Source organism: Variovorax terrae, from assembly GCF_022809125.1.
In the GTDB taxonomy this organism is placed as follows: Bacteria; Pseudomonadota; Gammaproteobacteria; order Burkholderiales; family Burkholderiaceae_C; genus Variovorax_A; species Variovorax_A terrae.
On the sequence record NZ_JALGBI010000002.1, the window covers coordinates 416,260 to 431,616 of the forward strand.

At 65.1% G+C, this 15,357-nt stretch carries 11 protein-coding genes; all 11 read left to right on the forward strand.

The genetic code is table 11. The annotated features are described in order from the left end of the window. Positions 1 to 84: 84 nt before the first annotated feature. The 11 genes from MMF98_RS17380 (at position 85) to MMF98_RS17430 (ending at position 15,355) form a co-directional block, all read left to right on the forward strand. On the forward strand, positions 85 to 1,851 hold the full coding sequence (locus MMF98_RS17380; protein ID WP_243307983.1) for a hypothetical protein: 1,767 nt from the start codon (positions 85 to 87) through the stop codon (positions 1,849 to 1,851). A 7-nt stretch (positions 1,852 to 1,858) separates the two neighbouring features. Beyond that, on the forward strand, positions 1,859 to 2,383 hold the full coding sequence (locus MMF98_RS17385) for a shikimate kinase (RefSeq protein WP_243307984.1): 525 nt from the start codon (positions 1,859 to 1,861) through the stop codon (positions 2,381 to 2,383). Between the two features lie 67 nt (positions 2,384 to 2,450). Beyond that, complete coding sequence (gene aroB / locus MMF98_RS17390) at positions 2,451 to 3,563, forward strand: 3-dehydroquinate synthase (protein ID WP_243307985.1); 1,113 nt, start codon at positions 2,451 to 2,453, stop codon at positions 3,561 to 3,563. A 58-nt stretch (positions 3,564 to 3,621) separates the two neighbouring features. Continuing rightward, the gene (locus tag MMF98_RS17395) at positions 3,622 to 4,797 is read left to right on the forward strand and encodes a deoxyguanosinetriphosphate triphosphohydrolase (RefSeq protein WP_243307998.1); all 1,176 of its coding nucleotides are present in this window, start codon (positions 3,622 to 3,624) and stop codon (positions 4,795 to 4,797) included. Positions 4,798 to 4,812: 15 nt separating this feature from the next. Further along, a complete protein-coding gene (locus MMF98_RS17400) occupies positions 4,813 to 6,018 on the forward strand; it encodes an MFS transporter (RefSeq protein WP_243308000.1) in 1,206 nt (401 codons plus the stop codon). A 69-nt stretch (positions 6,019 to 6,087) separates the two neighbouring features. After that, positions 6,088 to 6,735, forward strand: a complete 648-nt coding sequence (locus MMF98_RS17405; protein ID WP_243308002.1) for a hypothetical protein — start codon at positions 6,088 to 6,090, stop codon at positions 6,733 to 6,735. A 12-nt stretch (positions 6,736 to 6,747) separates the two neighbouring features. Next, positions 6,748 to 7,317: a DUF1415 domain-containing protein gene (locus tag MMF98_RS17410; protein ID WP_243308004.1), complete on the forward strand. Its 570-nt coding sequence runs from the start codon at positions 6,748 to 6,750 to the stop codon at positions 7,315 to 7,317. Further along, complete coding sequence (locus MMF98_RS17415; protein ID WP_243308006.1) at positions 7,314 to 8,189, forward strand: class I SAM-dependent methyltransferase; 876 nt, start codon at positions 7,314 to 7,316, stop codon at positions 8,187 to 8,189. Before MMF98_RS17410 ends, MMF98_RS17415 begins: the two co-directional genes overlap by 4 nt. Positions 8,190 to 8,213: 24 nt before the next feature. Next, positions 8,214 to 8,912: a transposase gene (locus MMF98_RS17420; RefSeq protein WP_243308008.1), complete on the forward strand. Its 699-nt coding sequence runs from the start codon at positions 8,214 to 8,216 to the stop codon at positions 8,910 to 8,912. Between the two features lie 177 nt (positions 8,913 to 9,089). Continuing rightward, positions 9,090 to 13,868: a glutamate synthase-related protein gene (locus tag MMF98_RS17425; protein WP_243308010.1), complete on the forward strand. Its 4,779-nt coding sequence runs from the start codon at positions 9,090 to 9,092 to the stop codon at positions 13,866 to 13,868. A 20-nt stretch (positions 13,869 to 13,888) separates the two neighbouring features. Further along, on the forward strand, positions 13,889 to 15,355 hold the full coding sequence (locus MMF98_RS17430; protein ID WP_243308011.1) for a glutamate synthase subunit beta: 1,467 nt from the start codon (positions 13,889 to 13,891) through the stop codon (positions 15,353 to 15,355). Positions 15,356 to 15,357: the final 2 nt, after the last annotated feature.

Sequence of the window (15,357 nt, forward strand, 5' to 3'; positions counted from 1 at the left end):
AACAGTGGATCCACAAGCACAACTACAACTACAACTACAACCACACCTACCACCACCACGACCGTCGCTGCTCCTACAATCGCTGTGGCTCTTGTCGATGGTAGCGATGTTGCTCTTCCTTCCAGTGCAATTGGGTCGTCCTCTTTTGTTCGGGTTACTTTGAAAAACTCAAGCGGCGCAGTCGTCGTTGGTAAACTCGTCACGTTTGTAACTGACCCGACCATTGCGACGCTTTCGCAGCAGACGGCGCTGACTGACAGCAATGGTGTTGCTCGCGTAAAGATTTCGCCAGTTAACGTGACGGCTGCAGCTGCGGGCTCTGTTTCTGCTGCGGCAACGGTGGACTCTGTTGTTCTGAGCACCAGTATCGATTTCCAGACATCTGCAGCGAATGTGATTCTCAGCCAGTTCGCTGCCAGCGTTGTCAATATCACGGCTTTGCAATCGTCTGCTGTCACGGTTAAGGCGCTTGTTAATGGCAATGCAGCGGCTTCGGGGCAGGTTGCTGTCGCGTTCTCTGCATCCTGTGGTTCGTTTAGTCCAACATCTGCATCCACAAATAGTAGCGGCATCGTCTCGACCGTCTATCAATCTACCAGTGCGTGCAGCGGTAACGTGACCCTTACTGCGCAAGCTGCAGGATCGACTTCGGTCAACACTGTAGTCAATGTGGCTGCTGCTCAGGCTTCCAATATCTTGTTTGATTCCATTGATCAGAACCTGACCACCATCTTTACGTCGCGAGCTCCAAGTGGCATTAAACAAGCAACCTTGAAATTTAAGGTTGTTGACGCTTCCAATGCTGGCATGGCATCTCAGAATGTCCTATTTGACCTGTCGACCACGGCGATCAATGCGGGAGTGACATTCTCTGACGGGACAAGCGCTACGCAGACGGTGCCAACCGATGCGAGCGGCATTGCAAGCGTCACCATTGTGTCTGGCGCGTTGCCAACGCCGGTTGTCGTCACGGGCAAACTCCAAAGCGCCCCTACACGTGTTGCTTCATCGTTGATACTCTCTGTCACATCGGGTGTGCCGACGCAAGATGCTGCATCTTTATCTGCGTCGAAGCTGAGTATCGAGGGCTTCAATTACGATGGCGAAACTTCCGACATAACATTCCGGATCGCAGATCGTCAGGGCAACCCTGTCCCCGCCGGTACGGCTGTTACTTTCGTTGCATCCCACGGATTGGTGGGGGGTACTTGTAATCTAAACGCAAACTCGGCGTGCACTGTGATCTATACCAGCCAGGGGACTCGACCAGTGAATGGGCGGGTGGCGATTTTGGCCTACTTGGATGGAGAAGAAAGCTTTGTCGATATAGACGGGAACAACATCTTCTCCGCCGGTGACACGTTTACTGATGTTGGTACGGCCTATCGAGACGACAATGAAGACGGGGTCCGGCAATCGACCGAACAGCTCTACCCTGGCGGTATGGTTGGCACTAGCGCGTGTAGTAGTTCAGACCTGAGCGTGCCTTTTGTTGCGAATACCTGTGATGGTATCTGGAGTAGCTCTATTCGCGTTCGGAAGCAGTTGGTGATCGCGTTAGCGACGAGCCATGCGGCTATCTCGCAGATCTCTAGGACGAATCAGCGTCTGATCGTGTCGGTAGCGGATGATCATGGAAATGGAATGCCGACTGGAACGGCCGTTTCAGCCGCTGTCACCACCGTTGGTTCTGCCTGCTCAGTCATTTCGACAAACCCCGGAACTGTGATGAATTCTTCCGGAGCCAGCAGTCATACGATCACGCTCAATGGTGATGCAACCTGCAGTTCGGCGACCATCGCAGTTACCGTGACTACGCCGAAAAGCTTTGCCACGATCACAGCCTTCTGATGAGGAAGTGATCGCGCTCATCGGCCTCCCCGGCTCCGGCAAATCCACCGTCGGGCGGCAGTTCGCCCGGCGGCTGGGGCTTCCGTTTCTTGACTCCGACCATGTGATCGAGCAGCGCCTGGGCTGCTCGATCCGCGAGTTCTTCGAACGCGAGGGCGAAGCCGCATTTCGCGACGTCGAGGAGTCGGTCATCGACGAGCTGTCGCAGCAGCACGAGGGCGTGCTGTCCACCGGCGGCGGCGTCGTGCTGCGGCCGGCCAACCGCGTGCATCTGCGCGAGCGCGGCAAGGTGGTGTACCTGCGTTCCTCGCCCGAAGAGGTGTTTCGCCGCCTGCGGCATGACCAGAGCCGGCCGCTGCTGCAGGTGGCCGATCCGCTGGGCCGGCTGCGCGACCTCTATGCCGAGCGCGATCCGCTGTACCGCGAGACCGCGCATTTCCTGCTTGAAACCGGCCGTCCCTCGGTGGCCACGCTGGTCAACATGATCGTCATGCAGCTGGAGCTGGCCGGTGTTCTGCCGCCCAAACCCTGAGCAGGGTCGAGTGAGCGAATAGCCGACGGGCGGCGGCGCGGCGCGCCAAGCTCTAAACTCGAGGGCTATGCCTGCCTCCGACCTCACCCCTTCCTCCACCGCGCAGCAAGTCGCCATCGATCTCGGCGACCGCAGCTACCCGATCGTCATTGGCCCCTCCCTGCTGGGCGACGCCGCCACCTATGCCGCGCTGCCGCGCTCGGCCTCGGCGCTGGTCGTGACCAACAGTACCGTGGCGCCGCTGTACGCCCGCGCGCTGCGGGCCACCCTGGAGGCGCGCCACGCCGCGGTGCATACCGTGATCCTGCCCGATGGCGAAGAGCACAAGGGCTGGCAGACGTTGAACCTGATTTTCGATGCGCTGCTGCAGCACGGCTGCGATCGCAAGACCGTGCTCTATGCCCTGGGCGGCGGCGTGGTGGGTGACATGACCGGCTTTGCCGCCGCGAGCTACATGCGCGGCGTGCCCTTCGTGCAGGTGCCCACCACCTTGCTGGCGCAGGTCGATTCGTCGGTGGGCGGCAAGACGGCCATCAACCACCCGTTGGGCAAGAACATGATCGGGGCGTTCTACCAGCCGCTGCTCGTGGTGTGCGACCTTGACACGCTCAAGACGCTGCCGGCGCGCGAGCTGAGCGCCGGGCTGGCCGAGATCATCAAGTACGGCCCGATCGCCGACATGGCTTTCCTCGACTGGATCGAGGCCAATCTCGAGGCGCTGCTTGCGCGCGAGCCCGCGGCGCTGGCGCACGCGGTGCGCCGCAGCTGCGAGATCAAGGCCGCGGTGGTGGGCCAGGACGAGCGCGAAGCGGGCCTGCGCGCCATCCTGAACTTTGGCCACACGTTCGGCCACGCCATCGAGTCGGGCCTGGGCTATGGCGAGTGGCTGCATGGCGAGGCCGTGGGCTGCGGCATGGTGATGGCCGCGCAGCTGTCGCAGCGGCTCGGGCTGGTGGACAGCGCCTTCGTGCAGCGGCTGACCAGCCTGATCGGCCGCGCCGGCCTGCCCACTGTGGCGCCGCGGCTCGGCGCCGAGCGCTATCTGGCGCTGATGCGCGTGGACAAGAAGGCCGAGGCCGGCGAGATCAAGTTCGTGGTGATCGAGCAGCCCGGCCGCGCCGCCGTGCGTGGCGCGCCCGACGCGCTGGTGCGCGAGGTGATCGACGCCTGCTGTGCCTGATGTGCTATTGAATTCATAGCAAGCAATGACCGCTGTACCTGGACCTTCGGCTGATTTGATGGAAAAATCCCCGTGGGATGCGCCGGTTCCGCTGGCCGTCTATGCGAGCCATGCCGCGGGCTCGCGCGGGCGGCGCCATCCCGAGCCCGCGGCGCCCACGCGCACCGAGTTCCAGCGCGACCGCGACCGCATCGTGCACTCCACGGCCTTCCGGCGCCTGGTCTACAAGACGCAGGTGTTCCTCAACCATGAGGGCGACCTGTTCCGCACGCGGCTCACGCATTCGCTGGAGGTGGCGCAGCTGGGCCGTTCGATCGCGCGCGCCCTGCGGCTCAACGAAGACCTGGTGGAGGCGATCGCGCTGGCGCACGACCTCGGCCACACGCCGTTCGGCCACGCCGGGCAGGATGCGCTCAACGACTGCATGCGCGCGCATGGCGGCTTCGAGCACAACCTGCAAAGCCTGCGGGTGGTCGATGCGCTCGAGGAGCGCTACCCGCAGTACGACGGCCTGAACCTCACTTTCGAGACGCGCGAGGGCATCCTCAAGCACTGCGCGCGCGCCAATGCCGAGAAACTTGAAGCGGCCGAGCCCGGCGGCGTGGGGCTGCGCTTTCTCGACCGCACCCAGCCCAGCCTGGAAGCGCAGCTGTGCAACCTGGCCGACGAGATCGCCTACAACGCGCACGACATCGACGACGGCGTGCGCTCGGGCCTGATCACGCTGGAGCAGCTCGAAGCGGTGCCGCTGTTCGACGCCTACCGCCGCGAGACGCTTTCCGAGTACCCCGGGCTGCGCGGCCGCCGCGTGCTCTACGAGGCCATCCGCCGCATGCTCAGCGCGCAGGTGTACGACGTGGTCGACGCCACGCGCGCCGCACTCGAGGCGGCGCGCCCCGGCAGCGCCGATGAGGCACGCCAAACCGGCCCGCTGCTGCAGTTTGGAGATGAAATGCGGCTGAGGTCCGCGTCCCTCAAACGTTTCTTGCTACAAAATTTATACCGCCATCCTCAGGTCATGCAGACCACGGGGCAGGCCAAGCTGGTGGTGCGCGAGCTGTTCGAGGCCTACCTGGCCGAGCCGCAGCAGATGCAGGCCGGCTTTGCCGAGCGCACCCGGCATGCCAATGCGGATGCTGCGGCCCGCGCGGTGGCCGACTACATCGCCGGCATGACTGATCGCTTCGCGGCCCGCGAGCACGAGCGGCTCACCGGCCGCTGGCTGCTGGCCTGAGCGGCTTCCTTGTCCATGAAACGCATCGATCCGGCCACCATCGTCATTCTCGCGGGCGTGAGCGCCGCCCTGCACGTGGGCAAGCTGCCGCCGGCGCTGCCCGTGCTGCGCGAGGCGCTGGGCGTCACCCTGGTCCAGGCGGGTTTCCTGCTGTCGCTGGTGCAGTTCGGCGGCATGACGCTGGGGCTGGTCGTCGGGCTCGCCGCCGACGGCCTGGGCCTCAAGCGCAGCATGATCACCGGCCTGTTGCTGCTGTTCGTGGCCAGCGCGCTGGGCGGCGGCGCGCAGGATGCCACCAGCCTGCTGGTGCTGCGCGGGCTCGAGGGCTTCGGCTTCCTGCTCGCCACCATGCCGGCGCCGAGCCTGATCCGGCAACTGGTGCCGCCGCAGCGCATGAGCGGCGCGCTGGGCTGGTGGGGTGCCTACATGCCGCTGGGCTCCGCCACGGCGCTGCTGTGCGGGCCGCTGGTGATCGCGGCCGCCGGCTGGCCGGCCTGGTGGTGGCTGCTGGCGGTGCTGTCGCTGCTGATGGCGCTGTGGCTGTGGCGCGCCGTGCCGAGCGACCGGCGTGTGCCGCCGCCTGCAACCGTGACCATGGCTGCGGCCGGCGATGGCTGGCCGGTGCGCCTGCGCCAGACCTTGTGGGCGCCCGGCCCCTGGCTGGTGGCGCTGAGCTTCGCGGTGTACTCGGGCCAGTGGCTCGCGGTGATCGGCTTTCTGCCCTCCATCTACGCCCAGGCCGGCGTGGCGGGCAGCCTCAGCGGTGTGCTCACGGCGCTGGCCGCCCTCGTCAACATGGGCGGCAACATTGCCTCGGGTCGGCTGCTGCAGCGCGGGGTGCCGCCGCAGGCCTTGCTCTACACCGGCTTCGCCGCCATGGGCCTGGGCGCGCTGGTGGCTTTTGCCAGCGTGGATGGCCATGGGGCGCCGGCTGTGCTGCGCTATGTGGCTGTGCTGCTGTTCTCGATGGTGGGCGGCATGATCCCGGGCACGCTGTTCTCGCTGGCGGTGCGGCTCGCGCCCAGCGAGCGCACCGTGTCCACGACCGTGGGCTGGATGCAGCAGTGGTCGTCCATCGGCCAGTTCATCGGGCCGCCGCTGGTGGGCTGGGTGGCCAGCCAGGTGGGCGACTGGCACTGGACCTGGCTCGTGACCGGCGCCTGCGCGCTGATCGGCATCGTGCTGGCGCGCCAGGTCGGCGCACTGCTGCGGCGGGGCTGAAGGGCACCCGGCCGGTAGAATCCGGGAGACGAGATCGAGGGGAGGACCCACCACGGGCGGGACGATGCCATGAGCTTTCTGAACCAACTCAAATCGCAAGCCAGCGCCCTGCAGGATCAGCAGGTTGCGCAGCAGCACAATTTTGCGGCCAACCTGGCGCAGACGGAGCGCGCCTGCAAGACGGTCTGGTATTACCTGAGCGATCTGGCCCAGCAGCTCAACGTGATTGCGCCGGCCGGCCCCCGGTTCACGCTCGATGGCAAGACACCCTGGCCGGCGATGAAGCTGACCGGCTTCCGCGTCGATGCGCGCCGCAAGCAACTGGGCGGGCAAGAGGTCTACGATTACGTCGCCATGGGCTGGCAGATCGTTCCGCAGCAGGGCGCACCGGTGGAGGGGACGGTCAGCGTCAACTTTCCGCCCGACCTGCAGCGCGTGGAGACGCGGCTGGCCCACGGCGGCGTCAAGCATGAGCGCAAGGAAGTGCGCCACCCCGAGAAGAACAGCCTGCTGGCCATCCGCTTCGACTATCGCACCGAAGCGCGCGGCAGCGTGAGCGTGACGCCCGACCATGAGCGCGCGAATCTGGCTTTCCGGCTGACCAACGCCAACGGCTTTGACGTCGTGAACGTCAGCTGGCCTGCCGCGCAGATCCAGGGCGCCGTGCTGGACGAGCTGGCCAAGCTCATCGTCGCTCAGCCGAGCCGCTTTGCCTGAAGGCCCGCCCCCATGCCCGTTTCCACCTTCCAGGTCGAGCAGGACATGCGTGCCTGGCTCGAGCGCGCCGTGATCGGGCTGAGCCTGTGCCCCTTCGCCAAGGGCGTGCACGCCAAGGGCCAGATCCACTACGCGGTGAGCGCGGCCACGCAGCCGCAGCAACTGCTCGACGACCTGGTGGCGGAGCTGAAGGGACTGGCCGCCCTGGTGCCGTCCGTGCGGGATACGACGTTGTTGATGGCGCCCGATTGCCTGCGCGATTTCCTGGATTTCAATGACTTCCTCGACGAGGCCGACGCTGCGCTGGTGGCGCTGGACCTGGATGGCGTGATCCAGATCGCGAGCTTTCATCCCGGATACCAGTTCGCGGAGACCGCGCCCGACGACATCACCAACTACACCAACCGCGCACCCTATCCCACGCTGCACCTGCTGCGCGAGGAGAGCATCGATCGCGCCGTCGAGGCTTTTCCCGAAGCCGAGGCCATTTTTGAAGAGAACATGCAGACGATGGAGCAACTGGGGCACGCCGGCTGGGCCGCGCTGAAGGTCGGTCCAGGGCAGGGCGGGGGCGCGGCATGAGCAAGTCTCGGAACGCCACTCCGGTGGGCGCTGCCGCGGCTCCGTCTGCGAGCCTGGCGCCCGAGATCCGGCCCGGCCAGTCGGTCGAGCTGCTCAAGGAGCTGCACATCCTCACGCGCGAGGGCCGGCTCAACCAGGACTCGCGGCGCAAGCTCAAGCAGGTCTATCACCTGTTCCAGTTCATCGAGAAGCTGCTGCAGGAGCTGCCACAGCAGCAAGGCATCACCCTGGCGGACCACGGCGCGGGCAAGTCCTACCTGGGCTTCATCATCTACGACCTGTACTTCAAGGCGCTCGAGCAAGGCCGCATCTACGGCATCGAGACTAGGCCCGAGCTGGTGCAGAAATCGCGCGAACTCGCCGCCAGGCTTGGCTTCGGCCGGATGTCGTTCCTCAACCTCAGCGTGGCCGAGTCGGCGCAGTCGGCCGAGCTGCCCGAGCGCATCGATGTGGTGACTGCGCTGCACGCCTGTGACACGGCCACCGACGACGCCATCGCCTTCGGCCTGCAGAAGCAGGCCAGGTTCATGGTACTGGTGCCTTGCTGCCAGGCCGAGGTGGCGGCCTGCCTGCGCGAGAACAAGGCCCTGGCGCTGGCCCGCACGCCGTTGGCCGAGCTCTGGCGCCATCCGCTGCACACGCGCGAGCTGGGCAGCCAGATCACCAACGTGCTGCGCTGCCTGTACCTGGAGGCCAGCGGCTACCAGGTCACGGTGACCGAACTGGTGGGCTGGGAGCACAGCCTCAAGAACGAACTCATCATCGCCCGCCACATCGGCCAGAAGAAGCGCAGCGCCGCCGAGCGCCTGCGCGGCATCCTGGTGGAATTCGGCCTGGAATCATTAATCGGGGTCAGATTCAAACTATCATGATGCGGGTCAACCCCCTGCATCATCATGGCTCGTCTTCCCCGTCTCACCGTTCCCGGCTACCCCCACCACGTCATCCAGCGGGGCAACAACCGGCAGGCGATTTTTACCTCGGCGCAAGATCGGGAGAGGCTGCTGGCGCTGCTGGCTGAAAACGCCGTGAAGTTTGGCGTGGCCGTGCATGCCTATGTGCTGATGGACAACCATTTTCATCTGCTGGCCACGCCCGGAACGGCCGAAGGGCTGCCGCAGATGATGCAGGCGCTAGGGCGGCGCTATGTGCGCTATTTCAACGATAGCCAAGGCCGCAGTGGCACCTTGTGGGAAGGGCGGTACCGGTCCACGCTGATCCAGACCGAGCGCTACCTGCTGGCCTGCATGGCCTACATCGACCTCAACCCGGTGCGCGCGGGCCTCGTGGCCGAGCCGCGCGACTACGCCTGGTCCAGCCACGGCCACTACGTCGGCCTGCGCACCGACCGGCTGATCACGCCGCACCCCCTGTACTGGGCGCTGGGCAATACGCCGTTCGCGCGTGAAGCTGCTTATGCCGATTTGGTGCAGGCCGGCCTCGCCCGCGACCAGCAGGAGGCGTTGACACGCTCGGTGCTCGGCGGCTGGGCCCTTGGCGAGACGGCTTTTGTGGCCGATCTGCAGAAACGGACGGACCGGCGCGTCAGCAAGGGCATGGCAGGACGTCCAGTTTTGAAGAAAAAGCAGGAATAGAAAAGAGCTGGATAGCTTTATCTCCTTTGGGATTCTTGCTATTGATTTTGATGTGTCCCTAATTTAAAAATGAAAATGAGTCTTGATATTTAATAGGAATCTGACCCTTATTGTTCTTCTTGGCATTATTGTTGCGGTGCACTAAGCTATCCATCCCGCGATATTTAGGAGTGCGCCATGACGACGGCAGCTGAGCAACAACAATTGCAACAACAGGGCCTGTACGACCCTGCCAACGAGCACGATGCGTGCGGCGTGGGCTTCGTGGCGCATATCAAGGGCGAGAAAAGCCATGCCATCGTGCAGCAGGGCTTGAAGATCCTCGAAAACCTCGACCATCGCGGTGCCGTCGGCGCCGACAAGCTGATGGGCGACGGCGCCGGCATCTTGATCCAGTTACCCGACGCGCTCTACCGTGAAGAAATGGCCCGGCAGGGCGTTGAGCTGCCGCCGCCCGGTGAATATGGCGTCGGCATGATCTTCCTGCCCAAGGAGCATGCCTCGCGCCTGGCCTGCGAGCAGGAAATGGAGCGCGCCATCAAGACCGAGGGCCAGGTGCTGCTGGGCTGGCGCGACGTGCCGGTCAACCGCGACATGCCGATGTCGCCCACCGTGCGCGAGAAGGAGCCCATCCTGCGCCAGGTCTTCATTGGCCGCGGCAACGACGTCATCGTGCAGGACGCGCTGGAGCGCAAGCTCTACGTGATCCGCAAGACTGCCAGCGCCCACATCCAGGCGCTCAAGCTCAAGCACAGCAAGGAGTATTACGTTCCGAGCATGTCGAGCCGCACCGTGGTCTACAAGGGCCTGCTGCTGGCCGACCAGGTGGGCACCTATTACATGGACCTGCAGGACCCTCGCTGTGTTTCGGCGCTGGGCCTCGTGCACCAGCGCTTTTCCACCAACACCTTCCCCGAATGGCCGCTGGCCCATCCGTACCGCTACGTGGCGCACAACGGCGAGATCAACACCGTCAAGGGCAACTACAACTGGATGAAGGCGCGCGAGGGCGTGATGTCCTCGCCCGTGCTCGGCGCCGACCTCAAGAAGCTCTATCCCATCAGCTTTGCCGGCCAGTCCGACACCGCGACCTTCGACAACTGCCTCGAACTGCTGACCATGGCCGGCTACCCGATCAGCCAGGCCGTGATGATGATGATTCCCGAACCCTGGGAGCAGCACACCACGATGGACGAGCGCCGCAAGGCTTTCTACGAGTACCACGCGGCCATGCTCGAGCCCTGGGACGGCCCGGCCTCCATCGTGTTCACCGACGGCCGCCAGATCGGCGCCACGCTGGACCGCAACGGCCTGCGCCCCTCGCGCTACTGCGTGACCGATGACGACCTGGTGATCATGGCCTCCGAGTCCGGCGTGCTGCCGGTGCCGGAGAACAAGATCGTGCGCAAATGGCGCCTGCAGCCCGGCAAGATGTTCCTGATCGATCTGGAACAGGGCCGCATGATCGACGACGAGGAGCTCAAGGCCAACCTCGCGAACAGCAAGCCCTACAAGCAGTGGATCGAGAACCTGCGCATCCGCCTCGACGACGTGGTGGCGCTGACTGCCGGCGAGTCGCCCAGCGAGCTGCCGGCGGTGGCCACCGAGCCGCAGTCGGCGGGCATGGAGCAGGTGAGCGGTGACCTGCTCGACCGGCAGCAGGCCTTCGGGTACACCCAGGAGGACATCAAGTTCCTGATGAGCCCGATGGCCGCCAGCGGCGAGGAAGGCATCGGCTCCATGGGCAACGACAGCCCGCTGGCCGTGCTGTCCGGCAAAGACAAGCCGCTGTACAACTACTTCAAGCAGTTGTTCGCCCAGGTGACGAACCCGCCGATCGACCCGATCCGCGAGGCCATCGTCATGTCCCTGGTGTCCTTCATCGGCCCGAAGCCGAATCTGCTGGATATCAACCAGGTCAACCCGCCAATGCGGCTCGAGGTCAGCCAGCCCATCCTCGATTTCGCCGACATGGCCAAGCTGCGCGACATCGAGAAGCACACCCAGGGCAAGTTCAAGAGCTACACGCTGGACATCACCTATCCGCTGGCCTGGGGCCGCGAGGGCGTGGAAGCCAAGCTGGCCTCGCTGTGCGCGGAGGCCGTGGACGCGATCAAGGGCGGCAAGAACATCCTGATCATCAGCGACCGCGCCGTCAGTCCGACGCAGATCGCCATTCCAGCGCTGCTGGCGTTGTCGGCGATCCACCAGCATCTGGTGCGCGAGGGTTTGCGCACCACCGCCGGCCTGGTGGCGGAAACCGGCACGGCGCGCGAAGTGCACCACTTCGGCGTGCTCGCCGGCTATGGCGCCGAGGCCGTCCATCCCTACCTGGCGATGGAAACGCTGGTGGCCATCCACCGCGACCTGCCGGGCGACCTGTCGGCCGAGAAGGCCGTCTACAACTATGTCAAGGCCATCGGCAAGGGCCTGTCCAAGATCATGTCCAAGATGGGCGTGAGCACCTACATGAGCTACTGCGGCGCCCAGCTGTTCGAGGCCATCGGCCTGAACAGCGAGACCGTGGACAAGTACTTCACCGGCACCGCCAGCCGTGTCGAGGGCATTGGCGTGTTCGAGATCGCCGAGGAGGCCATCCGCATGCACAAGGCCGCCTTCGGGGACGATCCGGTGCTGGCTTCCATGCTCGACGCCGGCGGTGAATACGCCTGGCGCACGCGCGGCGAGGAGCACATGTGGACGCCCGACGCCATCGCCAAGCTGCAGCACAGCACGCGCGCCAACAACTGGAACACCTACAAGGAATATGCCCAGCTGATCAACGACCAGAGCCGCCGCCACATGACGCTGCGCGGCCTGTTCGAGTTCAGGATCGATCCGGCCAAGGCGATTCCGGTGGATGAAGTCGAGCCCGCCAAGGACATCGTCAAGCGCTTCGCTACCGGCGCCATGTCGCTCGGCTCGATTTCCACCGAGGCCCATGCCACGCTGGCCGTGGCCATGAACCGCATCGGCGGCAAGAGCAACACCGGCGAAGGCGGCGAGGACCCGGCGCGCTACCGCCAGGAGCTCAAGGGCATCCCGATCAGGCAGGGCCAGACCCTGGCCGATATCGTCGGCAAGGACGTGGTCGAGGCCGACTATCCCCTCAACGAAGGCGATTCGCTGCGCTCGCGCATCAAGCAGGTGGCCTCGGGCCGCTTTGGCGTCACGGCCGAGTACCTTTCTTCGGCCGACCAGATCCAGATCAAGATGGCCCAGGGCGCCAAGCCCGGCGAAGGCGGCCAGCTGCCCGGCGGCAAGGTGTCCGACTACATCGGCAAGCTGCGCTACTCGGTGCCCGGCGTGGGCCTGATCTCACCGCCGCCGCACCACGACATCTACTCGATCGAAGACCTGGCCCAGCTGATCCATGACCTGAAGAACGTGGCACCGCATTCGAGCATCAGCGTCAAGCTGGTGTCCGAGGTGGGCGTGGGCACCATCGCGGCGGGCGTCGCCAAGTGCAAGAGTGACCATGTGGTGATCGCCGGGCACGACGGCGGCACGGGCGCCTCGCCGTGGTCGTCGATCAAGCACGCGGGCAGCCCCTGGGAAATCGGTCTGGCCGAGACGCAGCAGACGCTGGTGCTCAACCGCCTGCGCAGCCGCATCCGCGTGCAGGCCGACGGCCAGATGAAGACCGGCCGCGACGTCGCCATCGGCGCGCTGCTCGGGGCCGACGAGTTCGGCTTCGCCACTGCGCCGCTGGTGGTCGAGGGCTGCATCATGATGCGCAAGTGCCACCTCAACACCTGCCCCGTGGGCGTGGCCACGCAGGACCCGGTGCTGCGCGCCAAGTTCTCGGGCAAGCCCGAGCATGTGGTGAACTACTTCTTCTTCGTCGCCGAGGAAGTGCGCCAGATCATGGCGCAGCTGGGCATCCGCAAGTTCGACGACCTGATCGGCCGCTCGGACCTGCTCGACATGCGCCAGGGCATCGAGCACTGGAAGGCGCGCGGCCTGGACTTCAGCCGCCTGCTGGCCCAGCCCCAGGTGCCGGCCGAGGTGCCGCGTTTCCATGTGGAATTGCAGGACCATGGCCTGAACAAGTCGCTCGACCGGGTGCTGATCGAGAAATCGCGCCCCGCGATCGACAAGGGCGAGAAGGTCCAGTTCATCGAGGTGGCGCGCAACGTCAACCGCTCGGTGGGGGCCATGCTCTCGGGCGCGCTGACCAAAGTGCATCCTGAAGGGCTGCCGGACGACACCATCCGCATCCAGCTCGAAGGCACGGGCGGCCAATCGTTCGGCGCCTTCCTGGCGCGGGGCATCACGCTGTACCTGATCGGGGACGCCAACGACTACACCGGCAAGGGGCTGTCGGGCGGCCGCGTGGTGGTGCGCCCGAGCATCGATTTCCGCGGCGATGCCACGCGCAACATCATCATCGGCAACACCGCGCTGTACGGCGCCACCACGGGCGAAGCCTTCTTCAGCGGTGTGGCGGGCGAGCGCTTCGCGGTGCGCCTGTCAGGTGCCACCACGGTGGTGGAAGGCACGGGCGACCATGGCTGCGAGTACATGACCGGCGGCACGGTCGCGGTGCTGGGCAAGACCGGGCGCAACTTCGCGGCCGGCATGAGCGGCGGCATCGCCTACGTCTACGACGAGGACGGCCAGTTTGCGAAGCGCTGCAACACGGCGATGGTCTCGCTCGACAAGGTGCTGCCTTCGGCGGAGCAGCAGGCCTCCATGGACAAGGCCATCTGGCACCGGGGCCAGACCGACGAAGCCCAGCTGAAGAAGCTGCTGGAAGAGCACAACCGCTGGACCGGCAGCAAGCGCGCGCGCGAGCTGCTGGACCACTGGGCCGAGGCGCGCGCGAAGTTCGTGAAGGTGTTCCCCAACGAATACAAGCGTGCCCTGGGCGAGATCCATGCAAAGAAGGAAGCGGCCGAAGCCACGACCAAGGCAAAGAGCTCGGCCCGCAAGGAAGCCGTTGCGGCCAAGTAAGACCTCACAAGGATTGAATCATGGGTAAAGTCACCGGCTTCATGGAGTACGAGCGCGTCGAGGAGGGCTACAAGCCCGTCGAGGAGCGCGTCAAGCATTACAAGGAATTCGTCGTCGGCCTGGATGAGTCGCAGGCCAAGGTGCAGGGCGCGCGCTGCATGGACTGCGGCACGCCGTTCTGCAACAGCGGCTGCCCGGTCAACAACGTCATTCCGGATTTCAACGATCTGGTGTTCCGCGGCGACTGGAAGAACGCCATCGAGGTCCTGCATTCGACCAACAACTTCCCCGAGTTCACCGGCCGCATCTGTCCCGCGCCTTGCGAGGCCGCCTGTGTGCTCAACGTGAACGATGACGCGGTGGGCATCAAGTCGATCGAGCACGCCATCATCGACCGCGCCTGGGACGAAGGCTGGGTGCAGGCGCGCCCGCCCAAGCACAAAACTGGACGGCGCGTGGCCGTGGTCGGCTCCGGCCCGGCCGGCATGGCCGCCGCGCAGCAGCTTGCGCGTGTTGGCCACGACGTGACGCTGTTCGAGAAGAACGACCGCATCGGCGGCCTGCTGCGTTACGGCATTCCCGACTTCAAGATGGAAAAGTCGCACATCGACCGCCGCGTCAAGCAGATGGAGGCCGAAGGCGTAGCTTTCCGCACCGGCGTGCTGGTGGGCAAGCTGCCCGAAGGCTCGAAAGTCACCAATTGGGCCAAGGAAACCCTCACGCCCGAGCAGTTGCACAAGGACTTCGACGCCATCATCCTGACGGGCGGCGCCGAGCAGTCGCGCGACCTGCCGGTGCCGGGGCGCGACCTCGACGGCATCCACTTCGCCATGGAATTCCTGCCGCAGCAGAACAAGGTCAACGCCGGCGACAAGGTCAAAGGCCAGTTGCGCGCCGACGGCAAGCACGTGATCGTGATCGGCGGCGGCGACACCGGCTCCGATTGCGTCGGCACCAGCAACCGCCATGGCGCGGCGAGCGTGACCCAGTTCGAGCTGATGCCCCAGCCGCCGGAAGAAGAGAACCGCCCGCTGACCTGGCCCTACTGGCCCTACAAGCTGCGCACCAGCTCCAGCCATGAAGAGGGCTGCGAGCGCGAATTCGCCATCGCCACCAAGGAATTCATCGGCGAAAAGGGCAAGGTCACGGGCCTGAAGACCGTGCGCGTCGAGTGGAAGGACGGCAAGATGGTCGAGGTGCCGGGCAGCGAGCAGGTGCTCAAGGCTGACCTCGTGCTGCTGGCGATGGGCTTTGTCAGTCCGGTCGCATCGATCCTCGATACCTTCGGCGTGGACAAGGACGCGCGCGGAAACGCCAAAGCAAGCACTGACTTTGCTGGGGGCTATGCCACGAATGTTCCCAAGGTGTTCGCGGCCGGCGACATGCGCCGCGGCCAGTCGCTGGTGGTCTGGGCGATCCGCGAGGGCCGGCAGGCCGCGCGCGCGGTGGACGAGTTCCTGATGGGCTTCAGCGACCTGCCACGCTGAGT